The organism is Mesorhizobium sp. M1169 (assembly GCF_040318345.1).
GTDB lineage: Bacteria > Pseudomonadota > Alphaproteobacteria > Rhizobiales > Rhizobiaceae > Mesorhizobium.
Genome location: NZ_JAMYME010000026.1, coordinates 49,758 through 70,164 on the forward strand (window position 1 = coordinate 49,758; position 20,407 = coordinate 70,164).

General features: G+C 63.9%; 15 protein-coding genes. 2 read left to right on the forward strand and 13 right to left on the reverse strand.

Annotated features, from left to right (window positions below; translation table 11 throughout):
* The first annotated feature begins 45 nt into the window (after window positions 1-45).
* Window positions 46-1,371, forward strand: coding sequence for a bifunctional folylpolyglutamate synthase/dihydrofolate synthase (locus tag NKH41_RS22750; protein WP_352472565.1), 1,326 nt, complete (start codon window positions 46-48; stop codon window positions 1,369-1,371).
* Between the two features lie 61 nt (window positions 1,372-1,432).
* Entirely contained in the window at window positions 1,433-1,852 is a 420-nt protein-coding gene (locus NKH41_RS22755) for a VOC family protein (protein ID WP_352769714.1), read from the forward strand.
* 48 nt (window positions 1,853-1,900) lie between these two features.
* Here NKH41_RS22755 and NKH41_RS22760 read toward each other — a convergent pair whose 3' ends face one another.
* The 13 genes from NKH41_RS22760 to NKH41_RS22820 form a co-directional block, all read right to left on the reverse strand.
* Window positions 1,901-2,182, reverse strand: a complete 282-nt coding sequence (locus NKH41_RS22760) for a cupin domain-containing protein (RefSeq protein WP_023718287.1) — start codon at window positions 2,180-2,182, stop codon at window positions 1,901-1,903.
* A 128-nt stretch (window positions 2,183-2,310) separates the two neighbouring features.
* Window positions 2,311-2,634, reverse strand: coding sequence for a thioredoxin (trxA, locus tag NKH41_RS22765; RefSeq protein WP_023677558.1), 324 nt, complete (start codon window positions 2,632-2,634; stop codon window positions 2,311-2,313).
* Window positions 2,635-2,707: 73 nt separating this feature from the next.
* A complete protein-coding gene (gene addA, locus NKH41_RS22770; protein ID WP_352778962.1) occupies window positions 2,708-6,220 on the reverse strand; it encodes a double-strand break repair helicase AddA in 3,513 nt (1,170 codons plus the stop codon).
* The gene (addB, locus tag NKH41_RS22775; RefSeq protein WP_352934069.1) at window positions 6,217-9,354 is read right to left on the reverse strand and encodes a double-strand break repair protein AddB; all 3,138 of its coding nucleotides are present in this window, start codon (window positions 9,352-9,354) and stop codon (window positions 6,217-6,219) included. Before addB ends, addA begins: the two co-directional genes overlap by 4 nt.
* Window positions 9,351-10,094 (reverse strand): nucleotidyltransferase family protein, encoded by a 744-nt coding sequence (locus NKH41_RS22780; RefSeq protein WP_352769806.1) that lies wholly within the window; start codon window positions 10,092-10,094, stop codon window positions 9,351-9,353. The genes addB and NKH41_RS22780 overlap by 4 nt, the downstream gene beginning before the upstream one ends.
* 56 nt (window positions 10,095-10,150) lie before the next feature.
* Window positions 10,151-11,662: a tRNA (adenosine(37)-N6)-threonylcarbamoyltransferase complex ATPase subunit type 1 TsaE gene (gene tsaE, locus NKH41_RS22785; protein ID WP_352769707.1), complete on the reverse strand. Its 1,512-nt coding sequence runs from the start codon at window positions 11,660-11,662 to the stop codon at window positions 10,151-10,153.
* 8 nt (window positions 11,663-11,670) lie between these two features.
* Entirely contained in the window at window positions 11,671-14,232 is a 2,562-nt protein-coding gene (locus NKH41_RS22790; protein ID WP_352769704.1) for a sensor histidine kinase, read from the reverse strand.
* A gap of 188 nt (window positions 14,233-14,420) precedes the next feature.
* On the reverse strand, window positions 14,421-15,821 hold the full coding sequence (gene ahcY / locus NKH41_RS22795) for an adenosylhomocysteinase (protein ID WP_023677552.1): 1,401 nt from the start codon (window positions 15,819-15,821) through the stop codon (window positions 14,421-14,423).
* A 411-nt stretch (window positions 15,822-16,232) separates the two neighbouring features.
* Window positions 16,233-16,529: an HPr family phosphocarrier protein gene (locus NKH41_RS22800; protein WP_023677551.1), complete on the reverse strand. Its 297-nt coding sequence runs from the start codon at window positions 16,527-16,529 to the stop codon at window positions 16,233-16,235.
* Window positions 16,526-16,927, reverse strand: coding sequence for a PTS sugar transporter subunit IIA (locus tag NKH41_RS22805; RefSeq protein WP_023677550.1), 402 nt, complete (start codon window positions 16,925-16,927; stop codon window positions 16,526-16,528). The genes NKH41_RS22800 and NKH41_RS22805 overlap by 4 nt, the downstream gene beginning before the upstream one ends.
* Window positions 16,928-17,091: 164 nt before the next feature.
* Window positions 17,092-17,538 (reverse strand): HPr kinase/phosphorylase, encoded by a 447-nt coding sequence (locus NKH41_RS22810; protein ID WP_352472572.1) that lies wholly within the window; start codon window positions 17,536-17,538, stop codon window positions 17,092-17,094.
* Between the two features lie 31 nt (window positions 17,539-17,569).
* Window positions 17,570-19,354, reverse strand: coding sequence for a sensor histidine kinase (locus tag NKH41_RS22815; RefSeq protein WP_023677548.1), 1,785 nt, complete (start codon window positions 19,352-19,354; stop codon window positions 17,570-17,572).
* Window positions 19,355-19,376: 22 nt separating this feature from the next.
* Window positions 19,377-20,078: a response regulator transcription factor gene (locus NKH41_RS22820; RefSeq protein WP_023677547.1), complete on the reverse strand. Its 702-nt coding sequence runs from the start codon at window positions 20,076-20,078 to the stop codon at window positions 19,377-19,379.
* Between the last annotated feature and the right edge of the window lie 329 nt (window positions 20,079-20,407).

Sequence of the window (20,407 nt, forward strand, 5' to 3'; positions counted from 1 at the left end):
ACGAACTGCGATTGCGCGCCGTCCGTGGCGCGCCTAGGATTCGCCATGACCACGCTTGCCGCCGACCGCGAAATCGAAAGCCTGATGGCGCTTCATCCGAAGGGCTTCGACCTTTCGCTCGACCGCATTTCGCGGCTGCTCGAGCGGCTCGGCAATCCGCAGGACCAGCTGCCGCCGGTCATCCACATCGCCGGCACCAACGGCAAGGGCTCCTGTGCTGCTTTTTCACGGGCGCTGCTCGAAGCCGCCGGCTACCGCGTCCACGTCCACACCTCGCCACATCTGGTGAACTGGCACGAGCGCTACCGGCTGGCCGCAGATGGCGGCGGCAGGCTGGTGGACGACAAGGTCTTCGCCGAAGCCATCGCCCGCGTCGCCAAAGCCAATCAAGGCCAGAAGATCACCGTCTTCGAAATCCTCACCGCCGTCACCTTCCTGCTGTTTTCCGAACATCCGGCCGATGCCGTCATCCTCGAGGTTGGCCTTGGCGGCCGCTTCGACGCCACCAATGTCATCGCCGAGCCGGCCGTGTCGGTGATCATGCCGGTGTCGCTCGACCACGAAGCCTATCTCGGCGACCGCGTCGAGCTGATCGCCGCCGAAAAGGCCGGCATCATCAAGCGCGGATGCCCGGTCGTCATCGGCGCGCAGGAAAGTGAGACGGCCCAGCAGGTGCTCATCGAAACCGCCGAGCGGCTCGACTGCCCCGCCTTCGTCTATGGCCAGGATTTCCTTGCCTATGAGGAAAACGGGCGCATGGTCTATCAGGACGAAGACGGATTGATGGACCTGCCGCCGCCGCGCCTGCCGGGGCGCCATCAATTCGCCAATGCGGCGGCGGCGATCGCGGCGGTCAAGGCGGCGGGCTTTGAGATCAGCCACCGCGCTGCCGAGAAGGCGATGGCGAATGTTGCCTGGCCGGGCCGCATGCAAAAGCTGCCGCAAGGACGGCTGAGCGAACTGGCGCCGAAGGGCGCCGACATATGGCTCGACGGCGGCCACAATCCCGGCGCCGGCGTGGTCGTCGCCGAGGCGCTGGCCGAGCAGGAGGAAAAGAACCCGCGTCCGCTGTTCCTGATCTCGGGTATGATCAACACCAAGGACCAGAGCGGCTATTTCCGCGCCTTCAAAGGGCTGGTCCGGCATGTCTACACCGTGCCGGTGAGCCTGAGCGACGCGGGCGTGCCGAACGACGAGCTGGCGACCCGCGCCATCGAGGCCGGCCTGTCGGCTGAACCGGTCAGTTCCGTCGCCAATGCGCTGATGCTGCTGCGCGACACATGGGACGGACCGCCGCCGCGCATCCTGATCGGCGGGTCGCTTTACCTGGCCGGCGCGGTGTTGGCCGAAAACGGCACGCCGCCGGTTTGAGGCGTGCTTCAGCCGGGCCACGGTGACGCCACACTTGTCAGACCACCGCGAGGAGCCAATCATGATCAAGGTAAAGCAGCTCGCACACGTTTGCATTTTCGCGAATGACCTTGAGATGACGCGAAGCTTCTATCGGGACGTCCTCGGCATGGACACCCAGTTCAATTTCCTGCGCGACGGGAAGATTTTTGGCTTCTACCTCAATTGCGGCAGCCGTAGCCATGTCGAGGTGTTCCAGAAAGACCGCGCCAGCTATGGCGACTTGAACCAGATCAACCACTTCTGCCTCGAAGTGGAAAACATCGACGCCGCGATCGCCCATCTGAGGTCAAAGGGGGTTGATGTCACTTCCAGGAAACGCGCGTGCGATGACACCTACCAGGCTTGGATCCGCGACCCCAACGGCGTGAGGATAGAACTGTTCGAATACACTGAAAAAAGCGCACAATTCGTCGGCGGCGATCGTATCGCGGATTGGTGATCGCGCCTCGCCGGGACAATTGTAGCGGCGCAGCCGATGGTTGGTGGACTACTTCAGCTCGACCTCGATGAAGGCGAATTCGCCATCGTTTGCACTGATGACGTCATGTTCGACGCCCTCGTTGCGGAAATACGGGGCGCCCTTCTTCATCTCGGCAAAGGATTCGCCATCCTTGGTCAGGAGCTTCACCTTGCCGTCGGTCAACGGCACGATCACATAGTCGTGGCCATGGCGGTGCCAGCCGGTGTTGTCGCCCGGGGCGAAGCGGTATTCGGTGACGATGACGCGCTCATTGTCGATGAAGACGGTGGCCTTGGCGGATCCGGTCATATCGCTTCTCCTGCTTTAAGCCAGACAAGAGCATGAGACTGCAAGTGGCGAGTGCCAGATCTGCGGATCGGTGACGCCACAAGAAAGCCCGGCGCGAGGCCGGGCTTTTCTGCAAAATTTTGATCGGATCAGGCGAGGCTGCCGTTGATCCAGTGCGACAATGCCGTTTTCGGCGCAGCACCGACCTTCATGTCCGCGACTTCACCGCCCTTGAAAATCATCAGCGTCGGGATCGAGCGCACGCCGAACTGCGCGGCCAGCTCAGGATTCTCGTCGATGTTGAGCTTGGCGATCTTTATCTTGCTGCCGAGTTCGATGGCGATGTCCTCGAGCGCCGGGGCGATCATCTTGCACGGGCCGCACCATTCCGCCCAGAAATCGACCACGACCGGCTCCTTGGCGTTGAGCACGTCGGCCTGGAAATTGCTCTTGTCGACCTTGACGGTGGCCATGCTGAGATCCTTTCGATTTATTCGTCCCACCAAATGTGGTGGTGATCGTGTCCGTCTTCAAGCAAGTGTTGTGTCACGCTCCCGTGAGTCTAGCAAGCGCGTCGTCCATGGCCGCTGCCGGCAGCTCGATCAGCCGCGGCACCTCGGTGAACAGCAGCGCCGCCGAGACCTCGCGTCCCGGATAGAGCGGCTGAAGCAGCGCGCGATAAAGTGCGAGCTGCAGAACATAGGCTTGCGGCACTTCGGCGAGCGTAGCTGGCGCTGGCCGATTGGTCTTGTAGTCGACGATCGAAACCTTGTCCGGCGTTACTGCCAACCGGTCGATCTTGCCGGAAATCGAGCGCAGTTTGCCCCTTACCTCCAGGCTGCCCATGATGGCGACTTCGGCGCGCGAGTTTGGCGCAAACAGCGGCGCGAAGCGGCTGTCGGCAAGAATTCTGAAAACGCCAGCCAAGGCCTTGTCGTGCTCGTCGTCGGGCCATGCCGCGCCGGCTCTTGCCAGATAGCGTTCGGCGGCATCCCGGCGTTTTCCCTCGGCGATGCCGGGCAGCATCTGCAGCAATTTGTGCAGCGCCAGCCCGCGCATGACGGCAAAACCGGGCTCGGCGTCGGCATCCAGCACCGGCGAACGCGTGTCGGCCACCGCTTGCCGCGCCTCGTCGATCAGCACCGAGGCGCCGGACGGCGAGAGCGGCCGCGGCAATTCCTCGAAGGGCGGCAGAGGCCGGAACAGGGTTTCCGGCAATGGCGCAAAGCGTTCAGTCTGTCGTGCCTCATCCACTGACGCCGGTGGCATGGGCGGCAGTTTCGTCACCTGGAAACGATGCACGGTCTCGCCAGTGGCGGGATGCCGGCGTTCTTCGCTCTCTGCGGCACCGACCAGTGCGCGGCTGACGATCGAATGCCAGGTACCGATATTCGGCGCCCGCTTGCCGTGGTAGCCGCAGACGATCAGCCGATCCTCGGCGCGGGTCATGCCGACATAGAGCAGCCGGCGGTATTCGTCGTCGGCGAGCTCGCGGGCGCGGGCCGATGCGGCGCGTGAAAACCCATTTGCGACATCGCTGGCCGAACGCCAGAGATAGCCCTTGCCCTCCCAGCAGTCGCCCGAGCCTTCGAACGGCATCAATCTCGGCAGATGCTGGTCACTGAACGGCGCGGAGCCGCCATCGACAAGGAATACCACCGGCGCCTCCAGGCCTTTGGCGGCATGCACGGTCATGACGCGAACCTCGTCGCGGGTCTGGTCCATTTCGCGCTTGATCTCGGGGCCGGCGTTTTCCAACGTCGACAGGAAGGATTCCAGTCCCGGCAGGCCGGTCCGCTCCTCGGCCAGGCAGAAATTCAGGAATTCGTCGAGGACGTCGCCGGCCTCCGGCCCGAGCCGCGCGATCATCTTCTTGCGCAGGCCGTCGCGGGCGAGAGCTGCAGCATAGAATTCGAACACCGGCTTGAATGCGGCCTCGTTCGACCATGTGCCGAGCCGGCTGACGACGGCGGCCAACGCCTCGCTTTCGCCGGCATGCCGGCGCAGCGAGGCGATCAGCGAGACGCCCGATGGCCTCTCCGCAGCAAGCGCGAAAAGCTGCTCTTCCGAGACATCGAAGATCGGGCTGCGCAGCACGGCGGCCAGCGACAGATCGTCCTCGGGCTGGATGAGAAAATGACCGAGTGCGATCAGGTCCTTCACCGCGATATGGCCAGGCAGGCTGAGCCGGTCGGCGCCGGCCACCGGGATGTCGCGGCGCTTCAACGCCCGTGTCAGCGCATGGACGAAGCGGTCGCGCTTGCGCACCAGCACCAGCACGTCGCCGGGCCGGAGTTTCTTGCCACGCCCTTCGATGACCTCGCCGCCGCCGATCCAGCCGGCAATGGTCGCTGCAACGTTTTCGGCAACGCGCACCGCCGGTGCGTGGGCGTGATCCACCGCTTGCGTCCAGTCGTCCGGTTCGTCGACGACGTCGGCGCCGAGCGAGGGCCAGACGTCGACATAGCCCGGCGCATCGTTGCGGATCGCCTTGTGGTCGAGCGGATCGGGATCGTGGCTGATGCCGCGCCGCACGTTCGGGTCAGCAAAGACACGATCCACCGCCGCAAGCACGTCGTCGGTCGAGCGAAACGACCAGGTTAGCTTGAGATCGGCGAAGGCGGCGGCGGCGGATCTGACTTTGCCGGCAAACAAAAGCCGGCTGTCGGCAAAGGAGTCCGGGGCGGCGCCCTGGAAGGAATAGATCGACTGCTTTTCGTCGCCGACCGCAAAGATGGTGCGGTGGACGGCGTCGCGTGCGCCGAGCCCGGCAAAGAACTCCTCCGCCAGCCGCTTGACTACCTCCCACTGGTCGGGACTGGTGTCCTGCGCCTCGTCGAGGAGGATGTGGTCGATGCCCTGGTCGAGCTTGTACTGCACCCATGGGCCGGCGTCGGGCCGCGCCAGTAGATGGACCGTGCGGGTGATCAGGTCGTTGAAGTCGAGGAAGCCGCGCGCGCGCTTCAATTGCTCGTAGCGGGCGATCAGCCAGTCGGCGATGGTCAGCGCCGCACGCGTGCCTTCCAGCATCCTGAACAAGGCCAGCCGGTCGGAGATTTCAAGAATGGCGTCGACCGCCGCCAGATATCGTTCGGCAAGATCGGGCAACCGGTGAAGCAATGCCCTTTTAAACGTCTTTGCCGGATCGTAAGGCTCGCCGTCGGCCCTCAGGAAAGCCTTGGAGAGCAAATTCAGGCGACGTACCGGATCCTCCTCGGCAAAGGCAAGGCGGGCGTATGGCAGCAGATTGTTCAGCACGATGCGCGCATCGGCGGCCTCGGCTGCCCGTGAAAAGGTGACGAGATAATCCGGCAGGAAGCCGGGCAGCGGCCAGACCGAGGCGGCTATACCTTCGGCCGTCTGGCCGGCGCGGAAATGGAACTCGTCGAACAGCGCCTGAAAACCATCGCCGCCGGCCGCGGCGATGAACGCACGCAAACCATCGCGCTTGCGCACGATCTCGGCCAGCAGTGCGTCGAGCCCATGCTCGCCGCCGCGCTCCAGCACGGTGGCGAAGGCCTCGGACAATGCCGCATCGCCTGCAACGCCGCCCGAAATCATGTCGCGGCGGGCGGCGGCAAACAGCGAAGCCTCCATTTGCGGATCGAGCATTTCGAAATGCGCAGGGATATTGGCTTCCAGCGGGAACTGATGCAGCACCGATTCGCAGAAGGCGTGGATGGTCTGGATCTTCAGCCCGCCCGGTGTTTCCAGCGCCCCGGCAAACAACCGCCGCGCCCGGCGCATGGTTTCGCGGTCGGGCTGGCGGCCGCCCAGCGCCTCTATCCGTGTCGAGAGCTCGGCATCGCCCAGGGCCGTCCATTGCGACAGCGTCGAAAACACCCGGTTCGACATGTTGGCGGCGGCGGCACGCGTATAGGTCAGGCACAGGATCTTGGACGGATCGGTGCCGCGCAGCAACAGCCGGATAACGCGCTGGGCGAGTACGTGGGTCTTGCCGGATCCGGCGTTGGCCGACACCCAGGCGGAATTGCGCGGATCGGACGCGCTTGCCTGGCTCGCGGCAGTGTCGCTTGGAATGGGGTAGGCCTTTTTCATGCCTCCCCTCCCTCGTCATCGGCGTCGCCGCCGGCGGACCATTCGTGCACGCGGGCGAGATGGTCGTAGTCGCCGTCGGTCTCGCCCTCGCGGAACGGCAGCGCCCGCGACAGATAGCCGGTCGCCGGGTCGGCGTAGTGGATCAGCAGTTTTTCCAGCCGCGCCCACGCTTCTTCGGCGAGATCGGCGGCGGTTCGCGGCTTGCGGTTGTATTCGAGGATGGATTCCTCGAACACTTCGCCATTCGGCCTCAGCCGCACGAAGGCCAGTTGCGACGGCTCGCATGCGCCAAGCTCCTTGAAAGCGCCGCGCCTGAGCAGCGCGCCCTCGAGTGCCAGTTGCGGCGCGAGCAGCGTGTGCGCCTGTGCTTTGGATGGCGAGGAGCCGGTCTTGTAATCGAGGATGTCGGCCATGCCGCCGGCCAGCAGATCGATGCGATCGGCATAGCCGGACAGGGTCACACTGGATCGGCCCACACCGGTCTTTTCGGCGCGTTCCTCGGCGTGCCGCCGTGCCACGGCTGCGGCCCGGCCGCGCTCCCATTCGATGATGCCGGCGGCAAGCTTTTCGAAGCGTGGCCACCACACCGCCTCGACATCGGCCGGCAGCGCCGCCTCGGCAAAGCAGGAGCGGCCTGCGGCGATGAGCCCGTCCAGCGCCTCCGGCGCGCGCGGGTCGGCCACCCTCGCCGAGAAGAGGTGCAGAATTGCGTGAAACAGCGTGCCACGCTCGGCAGCGCCCGGATCGCGAATGACCGGATCGAGCGGCATCAGGCCGAGTATCCTTCTGGCATAGACCGCATAGGGATCGCGGCGCAGCGTTTCGATCTCGGTGACCGAGAAGTGGTGCGGCCGCGCGGCGAGCGGCGGTTTCGGCTGCGGCCGCGGCGCAAAGTCCTGCTTTTCGCCGGCATCGAGCACACGCGCCCAGGCAAGCAGTTCGTCGCCGCGCCGGCGAAGTGCAGCAGCGTGGTCCTCGCCGACGAATGTAAGGATGCGCTGCAGCCAGCGCGAAGGTACCGACGGTGCATCGCCGGAGCGGCCGGAGCGAGCCAGCACCACTTTTTTGGCGCCCATGGCCATCTGGAAATCATGGGCGGCAAGGCCGATGCGCCGCTCGGGCGGTTCAAGATCGATGCCGGTCTTCATCAGCCGCGACATGAAGCGGTCGCTCTCCGGCTTGCGCGGCCACACGCCTTCGTTGAGGCCGCCGACGACCAGCGTGTCGACATCCTGAAGCCGCGCTTCCAGCACACCCCAGATGGCGATGTTCCTGTCGGTGCCCTGCGCCGGCTTGACCGTCTCGGGCGCGATCAGCGCCTCCATCACGTCAGGCCATTCGTCAGCCGCGAAGGAGAACGACACCGAGGCCGCGACCAGCCCGCGCAAGAGCTCGGCGAGCTTTTCGCCGGCATCGCCCGCATAGAGTTCGCTCGGGCTGCCGTCAGCGGCGCGGCCGAGACTTTCGAGCGCAACGACGCTGGCGCGCACAAGGGTGGCAAGATCGGCATTCTCGTCGCCGCGAAGAGCAACCAGCGGCGCCAGCGCGGCCGTTAGCCGGATCAGCAGGTCGCGCGCCTGTTCGATGCGCCTGACCGAAAGCCGCGGCCACCAGAAGGGTGGGCGGCGATTGCCGCTGCCGTCGAATTCGAGGAGCCGGGTGTCGAAGAGCTGCGGCAGCGACGCCACGTCCGGACGCCCTGTGCCACCGCGCAGCGCCACAAGTTCGACGATTTCGGCCGCATGGCGCACGCTTGCCCGCTCCAGGCCGAGGCCAAGCAGGGGATGCTTGAGCAGCGACAGTAGGGCGACGGGGTCGCCCGGGCGGAAGGCTGCCTGAAGCGCCAGCCTGAGCAGGCTGGCGGCTGGTGTGTTGATCAGCGGCGTGCCGCCGGAATCGTCGGCGGCAACGCCGAAGCGCAGCAGCTCGACTGAGACGCGCCCCGCCAGAGCGCGGTGGCCGGTGACGAGTGCGGCGCGCTGGCCGGGCCGTTCGACGGCCTGTTTGAGCGCGACGGCGATCGCCACGGCTTCGTCGCGTTCGCTGGCGGCTTCGAGAAGCGTCACATCGGCGAAGGCCTCGGCAATATCGCCGGCCCTAAAGCGGGCGCGCGTCTCGGCCCAGAGCTCGGTGGTCTCCGCCGGGCGCAGCGCTTCGCCGACAAGTGCGGCGCGCAGCGCAAGCGGTCGCGGCGCAACAGCAAGCTCCTCGACATCGGCGCGCGGCACGCCGATCTTGCCGATCAACTTTGCCAGGCCGTATTGCGGGTGGCCAAGCACGGCTGGGCGCGCGCCCGGTGTGGTGATCGCGGCAAAGGACGGCTCGTCCAACGCCCGGTCGAGCCCGGGCAGCACAACGGCGCCATTGGGCAGACCGGCGATCACGGCAAGCAGCTCGGCCGTGGCGGGAATGGAGCCGGTGGACCCGGCGGCGATCACCGGTCCGGCTGGCGGATTACGCTTCAGCCGCGCCGCCTCCAGCCTTATCAGGGCATTACGATGCGCGGCCGGATTGGAACGATGGCGTTCCTCGAGCAGGTTCGGCCAGTTCTCCGTCACGATGGTCAGGAAGTCGAGTGTCACCTGCCACCAACCTGCAAGATTGCCGGTTACAAGGTCGGCGAGCCTTGCCCAATCCGTGCCTTCGGTGTCGATCTCATCCATCAGGCGTGCAAGGTCGCGCGCCAGCCAGATGGCGTCGGCGGCGGAGGCCGGTATGACGATCTCCTCGTCGAACAATGCCGCGACATGTGCCGGCAGGCGGCGTTTCCACGCCCGCACCAACGGCGCAAGCAGCAGAAGACGCTCGACCACGGCGATCGGCGGCGCAAGGTCGATGGCGACCGAACCTCCTGCCTCGAAGGCGGCTTCATCCTCATCGAACTCACCAAGCGGGCGGATGACCGGCAGGATCGCCGAGCGGCTTCCCGAGCGCGAGAGAGCATCGACGAAGACGCCGCGAAGCGCCCGCGCCGCACGGCGCGTCGGCACATAGATGGTGAGATCGGCCAGCGCCAGCGCATCGCCGTCATAGGCGAAGCCGGGAACCAAGCGCCCCGCAAGCAGCGCCTCGGCCAGCGTCGGCAGGAACGGCGCTCCGGGCGGGATCGAGAAAACGCGGCGGGAGCCGCTCATTTCGCCTCGGTAAAAGCGCCGGGTGCCTCAGCAACAGCATCGGGCGACTCTGCAAGCGCGGCGGCGACGGCCGCTTCCGCAAGCGGAATGGCGTCGGGCGTGCCGACAGTAATCCAGTGGCCCTGCATTTTCATGCCGAACAGGCGGCCGGCGGCGATTGCCGCATCGAAATAGGCGTTGAGAGAGTGTGGACCGGCCGGCGCATCCTTGAAGATGCGCGGATGGACGATTGCGGCGCCGGCATAGATCAGGCCGGCCGGATCGTTGTTCGCACGCCGCAAGGCGCCGTCCGGCGCCACCAGGAAATCGGTGCCGCCGCTATGTCCGGTTGCCGACTGGAGATCCGCAAGCATCAGCAGAATGTCCATTGTCGCGCCCTCCCATGCAAGCGCAAGTCGCCTGAGATTGGAAACGCCGCTGTCGATCCAGAAGGTGTCGGCGTTGAGCACATAGAAGGGCGCCCCTAACCTGGGCAATGCCTTGACGATACCACCGGCGGAGTCAAGCAAGCCCCTACTCTCATCCGAGATGACGATTCTCGGCGCACTGCGGCGGGCTACATGGTCCACGATCTGTTGCGGGAGGTAATGGACGTTGACGACGGCCTTGGCGACGCCGGCTCCGGCTAGGCAGTCCAGCCCCCAGTCGAGCAATGTCTTGCCGGCGACCTTGACCAGCGGCTTCGGCATGGTGTCGGTGATCGGCCGCATGCGCTTGCCGAGCCCGGCGGCGAGCACCATGGCGGTCGTCGGCATCGGCTGCTCATCCGCCGCCTTCAGGCCCAAATCCTTAGCCGTCAAATCGAGCGTTCCTCCAGGAAGCCGTGGGCGATGTAGAAATCCTGCAGCCCGGCCAGCGCCGGATGCGCCAGTGCCCGGCGAAGATAGTCGCGGATGCGCGGCAGATGCTTCAGATAATAAGGCTTGCCGTCGCGTTTTTCGAGCCGCACGAAGATGCCGAGGATCTTGGAATTGCGCTGTGCGGCCATGATTGCATAGGTTTCGCGGAATTCGTTCTCATCGAAGGCACCGGCAGCACGTCGCGCGGCGATGTAGGCGGCGAGCGTGTGCTTTTCGATTTCAGGTGAGATGGTGACGCGCGCGTCCATGGCGAGCGAGGCGACGTCGTAGGCTGACGGACCGATCAGCGCATCCTGGACATCGACGACGCCGAGACGGTCGTGACCGAAACGGTCAGCGCGCCAGATCAGGTTGGGCGAATGAAAGTCGCGCAGCATCAGCGTGTATTCGCGCCCCTCGAGCCGATCGAGCACCGCACTCCATTCGCTGCGATAACCGGCGCGCAACGCCTCGCTTGGCGAAGCGCCTGATATCGCCGGGACATACCAGTCGACCAGCAATTCGGCCTCGATCATCATGGCGTCGCGGTCGAAAGGCGGCACCTCGTGGAAGACGCCGGGGCCGGCCTGCATGCGGGCCGGCCATGTTTTGCCGTGCATCATGGCAAGCAGTTCGGCCGCCGCCGCATAACGCGCGGCCACCGGCTGGCCGTGCTTGTCGAGGAAGCCTTGGGAACCGAGATGCTCCAGCAGAAGAAAACCCTGCTCGAGATCCTGGGCATGGATTTCCGGGACGCTGACGCCGCCGGCCCGCAAGGCCCGGTCGATGGCGACGAACGCCGAAACGGATTGCGCGGTGTGAGCGATCTCGGCATAGGGTTTGCCGTCGCGGACTGGCGGTCCGAGCACCAGCCTTGGCGAGTTCATCAGCACGCGCGGCGGAAATCCGGCGAGCGTGACGATCTCGTAGGAGCGAGCCGAGGCATCACCGATGAAATATCGTCGCTGCGCTTCGCCCCAACCGGCCTGCCCGAGAAAATCGCGCATTGCCAGCGATCGCGCCGCGCGCTCGAAGGCGGCGCCCTCTCCCGATAGTCTCGCCAGTCGGCCGTCGCCCTGCTGGAGAAGTTCGACCAGCACCGAGGTTTTCGGCAGATATGCCTCTGCCCGCTCCGGCCATTCGACCAGCGCGGCGCCTTGCGTCAGCGCCTCGTCGAAGCCCAGCTCGTCCAGCTCGGATGCCGTGCCCAAGCGGTAGAGATCGAAATGATGAACCGGCACACGCGTGTCGTAGCTCTGGACCAGCGTGAAGGTCGGGCTCGGCACGTCGAGCCCGGCATCGTCGGCCAGTGCCCTGATCAGCGCCCGTGCCAAGGTCGATTTGCCGGCGCCGAGATCGCCCTTGAGGGCGAGCACGTCGCCAATGCGCAACGACATGGCGAGATCCTCGCCGAACCTTGCCGTCGCAGCCTCGTCGGCGAGAAAACGCTCCAGCACCAATACCGCCATCGAACGCGCTACTCGGCCGCCGCGCGGATGCCGGACGGCGTGTCGGGAAAGGCGCAAACAACCGTGGTGCCCTTATCCCTGCCGGTCTCGATGCGGACGCTGCCGCCATGCAGTTCGACAAAGCTCTTGACGATCGACAGGCCGAGCCCGGCGCCACGGCGGCGGCCGCCATTGGTGCGCGGCTCGAAGCGCCGGAACACTGAGTCAAGCAGGTCCGGCGGCATGCCGGGGCCGTCATCGTGAACGGAAAATTCCACGCCGTCGGCAAGTTGGCGGCAGGCGAGCGTTATGGTGCTCGCCTCCGGCGCGTAATTGGCGGCATTGCTGAGCAGATTGAAGAGGATCTGGCGGACGCGGATCTCGTCGCCGTGGAAGGTTTTCGGCGCGGCCGCCGCGTCGATCCTGAGCTTGATTGCATGTTCCTCCAGCCGATCGGCGACCAGTTCGGCGGCAGCCGTAATGGTTCGATCGATGTGAACTTCGGAAATGTCGAGTTCCATGATGCCGGCATCCACCGTCGCCAGGTCGAGGATGTCGTTGACGATGGTGAGCAGGACCGAGGAGGACGAGCCGACATGCCCGATATATTCGCGTTGCTTCTGGTTCAGCGGACCAGTCGACGGCAGTGAAAGAAGCTCGGTAAAGCCGATGATGTTGGTGAGTGGCGAGCGCAGCTCATAGGAGACGTGCTGCACGAATTCGTTCTTGATCTGGTCGGACTTTTGCAGCGCCTCATTCTTGTCCTTCAGCGCCCGCTCGACATTGACGCTGTCGGTAACGTCGACGAAGGTCATCATCACCTGGCCGTTGGGCAAAGGGATGACGGCGTAGCGCAAAACGGTGCCGTTGTTCAATTCGGTTTGGCCGTGGCGGTCGCGGCGCTCGTCGTCGAAGCCGGTGATGGCGGCAACGAACCCGCCCCACGGACTGTCGACGGCACGGCGGTCGCAAAGGTCGCGGATCGTCGAGACATGGACGTTGGGTTTTGAGGCATCGGCATCCAGCCCCCACAATGCCGCGAACGCCGGGTTCGACAGTCTCAGCCTGCCGTCGGGGCCGAACACAGCGACGCCTTCGGCGAGGTTGTCGAGCGTCTCGCCCTGGACCCGGACGGCGGTCTGGTAGCGGCTTTCAAGGTCCATCTTCTCGGTCAGGTTCTCGAACACCCAGGTGACGCCGCCCTTGGGCTGCGGATTGGCGACGACGCGAATGGTCTTGCCGTCCGGCAGATGCCACCAATGCTCCTGCGATTCAACCGCGCGGTAAGCGCCGAGCAGGCTCTCTTTCCAGCGCCGCCATTCGGGCTGCTCGGCGATCTTGCCTTCGCTGCGCAGGCGGTCGAGCAGCAAGGCGTTGTCCGGCGCGCTGTGCAGGAAGCCGCTGTCGAGGCCCCATAGTTTCTGGAACGCCTGATTGAAAAACCGCAATTTCTCGTCGGTGTCGAAAATCGCCACGGCGGTGTTAAGCTGATCGAGCGTGTCGGCGTGGCTCTGCATGGTCCGCTCATATTCGGCGCGAATGGCCTCGATAGCGCTGATGTCGCAGGCAAGACCAGCCGAACCATCCGCTCCGGCAAAATCGGTCACGGCAAACATACGGCGGTCGCCCTCGATGACCGTGGAGAGTGTCTGTTCAAAGACCGCGCGCGACTTGTGCTGCGCAGCGATCGTGTCGCGCGCCTGGCCGCCGAGGAATTCCTTGCCATCGCGGACCGCCACTTCGGCATTCTCGGCCTCGACCGCTTCGGCATAGGCGCGGTTGACCCATTTCAGCCGCCCGTCGACAGTACGCAGCCATGACGGCATCTTGAGCGCATCCAGAAGACCGATCAGCGTCTCATGGTCGGCAGCTAAGCGCTGGTTCTCGATCTTCAGCCTGGCCTGGCTTCGCTGTGTCTCCGAAAGCGAGACGAAGCGAACCAGCACATGCGCCGCACTCTTGCGGCCGTGAACCTCGAGCGGCTGGCCGGCCTGCGATTCGATGACCAGATCGAACGGCTTTGCCTTGTCCCGCAGTGCCGCGACGGCATGTTCGAGTGCGGCCGCCGAACGCGGCATCAGCCAGCGGCCGAAAGCCAGGAAGGCCGCCCGGTCCTCCGGCGCGCCGCTCTCGATCGGCAATGTCCCGACAAGCTCGGGCTTCTTGTTCTCGGCCGCCCATACCACCACGCGCTGATCGCGGGAATGGAGCAGCGCCTCCGAGCGCTGCAGCGCGGCATTGACGTCGGCGATACGGGTCCTGAGCTCGGCATTTTCCGCCGCGGTGCGCGCCCGTTCGCGGATCAGAAAGATGGCCGACAGCAATGCCGCCCCCATGACGCCGACGAACATGGCGAGTTGCATGACCTCGACCGTGCTGACCGACAGCCCGGCCTTTTGCGCCACGCGGGTTTGGGCATGTGCAGTAAAGCCAAGCAGCGGACCAACCAGCGCGGAAGAAGCAAGCAGCACCCCGACACGGCTGCCGGCGCGCCATAGAAGGCTGCCGCCTCTGGCAGCGGAGCCCGTGATCGAATCGTTATGGCCGCCGGAAACGGCCTGTCCCGCGCAAGGCGGGTTATCCCCCGGCATGTCTTGGTCCTCTTCGCCGCCTGAATGCAAGACCGCCCTGATGCGTGCGCCCGGGCCTCGTCCCCGGACCGCGAATCAGCACCATAGCGCTTGCGCGAATCGGCGTGAAGAATCAATCAGCGCAAAAATAAAGCCGGGCGAAAAGTCAATCGCCCGGCTTCAATATCTAGTGGCAAGTTTCGCCGTGGTTAATAGCGGTAGTGTTCCGGCTTGAACGGTCCCTGCGGAGTGACGCCGATATAGGCGGCCTGTTCGCCGGACAGTTCGGTCAGGCGGGCACCGAGCTTGTCGAGATGCAGGCGCGCGACCTTTTCGTCGAGATGCTTCGGCAGGACATAGACCTGGTTCTCGTACTGACCGGGCTTGGTGTACAGCTCGATCTGGGCCAACACCTGATTGGTGAAGGACGCCGACATGACGAAGCTCGGATGGCCGGTGGCGTTGCCGAGGTTGAGCAGACGGCCTTCCGACAAAAGGATCATCCGCTTGCCGTCCGGGAAGGTGATCATGTCCACCTGAGGCTTGATGTTGGTCCACTTCAGGTTGCGCAGCGAGGCCACCTGGATCTCGTTGTCGAAGTGACCGATGTTGCCGACGATCACCATGTCCTTCATCAGGCGCATGTGGTCGAGGGTAACGACGTCCTTGTTGCCGGTGGTGGTGATGACGATGTCGGCCGTCGGCGCCGCGTCTTCGAGCGTGACGACCTCGAAACCGTCCATCGCCGCCTGCAGCGCGCAGATCGGATCGACCTCGGTGACCTTGACGCGGGCGCCGGCGCCCTTGAGCGAAGCCGACGAGCCCTTGCCGACGTCGCCATAGCCGCAGACAACCGCGACCTTGCCAGCCATCATCGTGTCGGTGCCGCGGCGAATGCCGTCGACAAGCGATTCCTTGCAGCCATATTTGTTGTCGAATTTCGACTTGGTGACGGAATCATTGACGTTGATCGCCGGGAACGGCAGCAGGCCTTTTTTCTGCAACTGATAGAGCCGGTTGACGCCGGTCGTCGTCTCTTCGGTGACGCCGCGGATCGCTTCCTTCTGCTTGGTGAAGAAGCCGGGCGATGCCTGCATGCGCTTCTTGATCTGGGCAAACAGGATCTCTTCCTCTTCGCTGCCCGGATTGGACAGCACATCCTCGCCGGCCTCGGCGCGGGCGCCGATCAGGATGTACATGGTGGCATCGCCACCGTCATCGAGGATCATGTTGGAGGTGCCGCCATCGGCCCACTGGAAGATCTTGTCGGTGTAGACCCAATAATCCTCCAGCGTCTCGCCCTTGACGGCAAACACCGGAATTCCGGCCTCGGCAATGGCCGCGGCAGCGTGGTCCTGGGTCGAGAAGATATTGCAGGAAGCCCAGCGGATGTCGGCGCCGAGCGCTTTCAGCGTTTCGATCAGCACCGCCGTCTGGATGGTCATGTGCAGCGAACCGGTGATGCGCGCGCCCTTGAGCGGCTTCTTGTCGCCGAATTCCTCGCGGCAGGCCATCAGGCCGGGCATTTCGGTTTCGGCGATCTCGATCTCCTTGCGGCCCCAGCCGGCAAGCGCGATGTCAGCGACCACATAGTCCTTGCTACCCGTCATGGCAGTGCTCCGATGCGAATTGATTGCGGGACGCGCCCGCCCCGAAGGCATTTCGGAGGGCGCGAGTTGCCGGCCTGACTAGCAGATCGGGAGTGGGACGACAATGGGATATAAAGAAATCTTTATCCGTGCATGTCTTCAGCGGCGGCGGCCATGAGAGCGCGCAGAAGGGGTGCTGTCCAAGGTGGCCGTCCCTCAGACCTCAGATCGGCAACACTTTCAAAGCCGGAAACAAAAACCCGCCTCGGCGGGCGGGTCTTCGGGGCCAATTGGCACTATAGCGAAATTAGTAGCATAGCTGCCGGCACAAAGCAAGAACAAAATACGCGACGGTCGCGCAAAAATGCGATTTCCTTCGCCGCCGCAAGGTTGCGCCCGAACATGCCGTAGCAGGTGCCGTCGGCGAAGCCGTCAGCACTCCTCGCCGAAACGGGAAGCAACCAGTTGCTCCAGCGCATCGATGACCTCTTCGGCCTCCGGGCCGGTGGCGGTGACGCGGATCGAATAACCGGGGCTCGCCGCCAGCATCATCAGGCCCATGATCGAGGTGCCGCCGACCTTGACGCCGTCCTTCTCGACCTGGACCGTGGCGTTGAAGCCGCTGGCGATTTGAACGAACTTGGCCGAGGCGCGCGCATGCAGGCCGCGCTGGTTGACGATTGGAAAGTCGCGAACGATCTTGTCCTTTTCCGGCAACAGCGCGCTCATTTGCTGCTCAGGAGTTGACTGGCGACATTGATGTATTTGCGGCCGGCAGCCTGCGCCTCATCCAGCGCGGCCGTCATGTTGTCGCCCTTGCGAACGCTGGACAGCTTGATCAGCATCGGCAGGTTCATGCCGGCAATGACCTCGATACGCCCGGATTCCATCACGGAAATGGCGAGGTTAGAGGGCGTGCCGCCGAACATGTCGGTCAAAACGATGACGCCTGATCCCGTATCGACGCGGCCGACTGCCTCGATAATGTCGCGGCGGCGCTGTTCCATATCGTCGTCGGCACCGATCGCCACGGTCTCGAAATTGTCTTGTGGCCCAACGACATGTTCCACGGCATTGCGGAACTCGGCGGCCAGTTGACCGTGCGTTACAAGCACGAGTCCGATCATTCTTTGGTGGCTCCCGTCATCGCCGCTTCACAGGCGCATTTTATGCTCGCCGACCGTTCCAGGTGGCGGGAGCGCTATCTTGTCGACGCAAGGCCCGTTGACAAGCCCAAAATTGCGCCGGCCCAAGCCAATTTGACGCATTGCAGCAAAAAATCGAAATCGGATCACAGGAAAGGCGCAATCGACAGGCGCGACATCACTGCCGGCAAGGCCGCCGCTACATTGCGCCCGGCAAGATCGATGCGCGGCACTGGTACGCCGACAACGAGTTCGCAGCAGTCTTCCTGGAAGCGGGCCATTTTGCCGGCTGGCACCAGCCGGATAATGAGGTCGATCACGCAGCTTGGCTCGAACCGTATCGGTTTGGGGCCGAATCCCGGCACCTCGACGAGGCCGGCTATGCTGGCTGGTGCGCGGCAGACCAGCCGCCCGTCGCAATCTGCAGCATAGAGCTGGTCATCGCCGATCAGCCGGGAAAACAGCCCACGCTGGCTGCAATGATCGATCAGGGCGAGCGCCAGCGTCGTCTTGCCCAAACCGGACGGTCCGGTGATGAGAATGCCGCGATCACCTATCAGGATCGCGGTGCCGTGAATGTTTTCAGGCTGCACAATAGGACCAGGCGTGATTGGAATTCATCCGTCAGCCTTCCGCCGGCAGCGTCACCACGAAGCGCGCGCCCTTGATCTCGCCAGGCTTGGTGCCCGGGATGTTCTCGGCGCTCAGCGTGCCGCCATGGGCTTCAACGATCTGCCTGGATATCGACAGGCCAAGGCCCGAGTTCTGACCGAACGCCTCGCCGGCCGGCCGATCGGTATAGAACCGCTCGAAAATGCGGTCGATGTTATCGGCACGGATACCGGGTCCATTGTCGTCGATGGTGACGATGTTGAACTTGCCGGCGCGCGCCAGCGATATGGTGATGTGGCCACGTTCCTCGGGAACGAACGAGCGGGCATTCTCGATCAGGTTGGTGATCACCTGGCCGATCCTCAGATCATGACCGACGACGAAGTAGCCTTTCACGCCCTGCGGCAGTTTGGCGACCTTGAATTCGATCTCGACCGCCTTCTTGTTGCGCGTGGCCTCGCGCGAGACGGCGACCAGATCGGTGATGAACTTCTTGAGGTCGACGGTTCCTGCATCTTCCCGCGCCAGCTCGGCATCGAGACGGGAGGCATCGGAAATATCGGTGATGAGACGGTCAAGCCGCCTCACATCGTGCTGGATGATATCCATCAGCCGGCTGCGCGAATTGTCGTTCCTGGCCAGCGGCAATGTCTCCACCGCGCTGCGCAGCGAGGTAAGCGGGTTCTTCAACTCGTGCGAGACATCCGCGGCAAAACTTTCGATCGCCTCGATGCGGGCGTAGAGCGCATTGGTCATGTCGCGCACGGCGATCGACAGATTGCCGATCTCGTCCTGGCGGTCGGAGAAGTCGGGGATTTCCTCGCGGTTCTTGACGCCGCGGCGAACCCTGACCGCCGCCGCGGAAAGCCGGCGCAGCGGGTTGGCGATGGTGGAGGCCAGCAGCATCGACAGGATGGCGGTAACCAGGGCGGCAATGCCGAATACGCGCAGGATCGCCTTGCGCTCGGCCGCGACGATCTTGTCGATGTCGCCGCCTTCGGTCGACAGCATCAACACGCCGAGAACGGCACGGAAGCGCTGGATCGGTACCGCCACTGAAACGATCTGCTCGCCCTGCTCCGAGATCCGCACGATCGTCGACGGGCTGCCGGTAAGCGCCTTGACCACTTCCGGAAACGCGGCGCCGTTGCCACCTGGCTGCTCGCGATAGACAGGCAGCTGCTTGTTGCGGAAGAAATCGAAGACGAATTTCTGGATGCGCTCCAGAAGGTCTGGCTGTTCCTCTTCGACCGGCGGCAAATCGTAGCGAAGGATCTGGCCGCGCGAATAGAGATGGCGGGAATCGAGCAGCAGGTTGGCGTCGCGGTCGTAAATGCGGGCGCGTGTGCGCGTCGGCGAGATCAACCGCCTGAGCACCGGCGCCACGCGTTCCGGATTGATCGGGAAATCGAGGTTGTCGAGCTGATCGGAGCCCGGGCCGAGGCTTTCGCCGGCCTGCAACTCGAGCAGCTTCTCCGGATCGATGCTGATCGAATCGGTCTCGACCGTCGCCGAGGCGGCGATCGCGCCGGCGATGATCTCGCCTTGAGTCATCAGGCTCTCGACACGGGCGTCGATCAGCCCGTCGCGAAAGGTATTGAGATAGAGAATGCCGGTGACCAGGACGGCAAGGCCGGCAAGGTTGAGAAAGAGGATACGCCGCGTCAGGCTGGAAAAGATGTGATGGCCGAGAAACCGGCGCATCGGCACCGTAATTTTCGACACGAAGGCGGGCAGAATCCGCGGCGGGCGCCTGGCGGCGCCCGACCGTCTCACTCGCTCTACTTGCACTGCCATCGAATAGCAGCTCCCGCTCGACTCAAGCTTCGCGGAACCGATATCCGACTCCGTAAAGGGTTTCGATCATTTCGAAGTCATCATCAACGGCCTTGAACTTTTTGCGCAGCCGCTTGATGTGACTGTCGATGGTGCGGTCATCGACATAGACCTGCTCATCATAAGCCGAATCCATCAGCGCATCACGGCTTTTTACGACCCCCGGACGCTGTGCCAGCGAATGCAGGATGAGGAACTCGGTGACGGTAAGCGTCACCGGCTCGCCCTTCCAGGTGCAGGTGTGGCGCTCCTGGTCCATGACAAGCTGGCCGCGCTCAAGCGACCGGGCCTGCTGGTTGGGCGCCTTGGCCGCCGCCTCGCGGGTGCTGGCGCGGCGCAGCACGGCGCGGACGCGCTCCACCAGAAGACGCTGCGAGAAGGGTTTGCGGATGAAGTCGTCGGCGCCCATCTTGAGGCCGAACAGTTCATCGATCTCATCGTCCTTGGAGGTCAGGAAGATTACTGGCAGGTCGGATTTCTGACGCATCCGGCGCAGCAACTCCATGCCGTCCATGCGCGGCATCTTGATGTCAAGGATGGCGAGGTTCGGCGGGCGCGCCGCCAGTCCCTCCAGCGCCGATGCCCCATCCGTGTAGGTTTCGACCCGATAACCCTCGGATTCGAGGGCGATCGAAACCGAAGTCAGAATGTTGCGATCGTCGTCGACAAGCGCGATTGTTGCCATTTCAAGCGGCTCCCTCATGAGCTGTCCCTTCTTTCGTCGAGAAGGGGCTTTTGCAGGACAAATTAGGTACAAAATGTGGCACAGGCTGTATCCGCTGTCACGCGCGGCATGTCGACGGCTACAATTGTACCTCGATATGGATTGGACGAATGAACATCGCCAATCCTTTGGGCAACCATCAGTGTTTTTGCACATATAAACGATTTAAACAACTTTCAAAATATTTAAATCGATTAATGATTTGATATCATTCGCCTTTTCTGGTTTTGACGTTTTTAGCTCCTGCAATGGGGGTTCCGGAATTCGCCGGTAAAGACGCGGTAAATCGA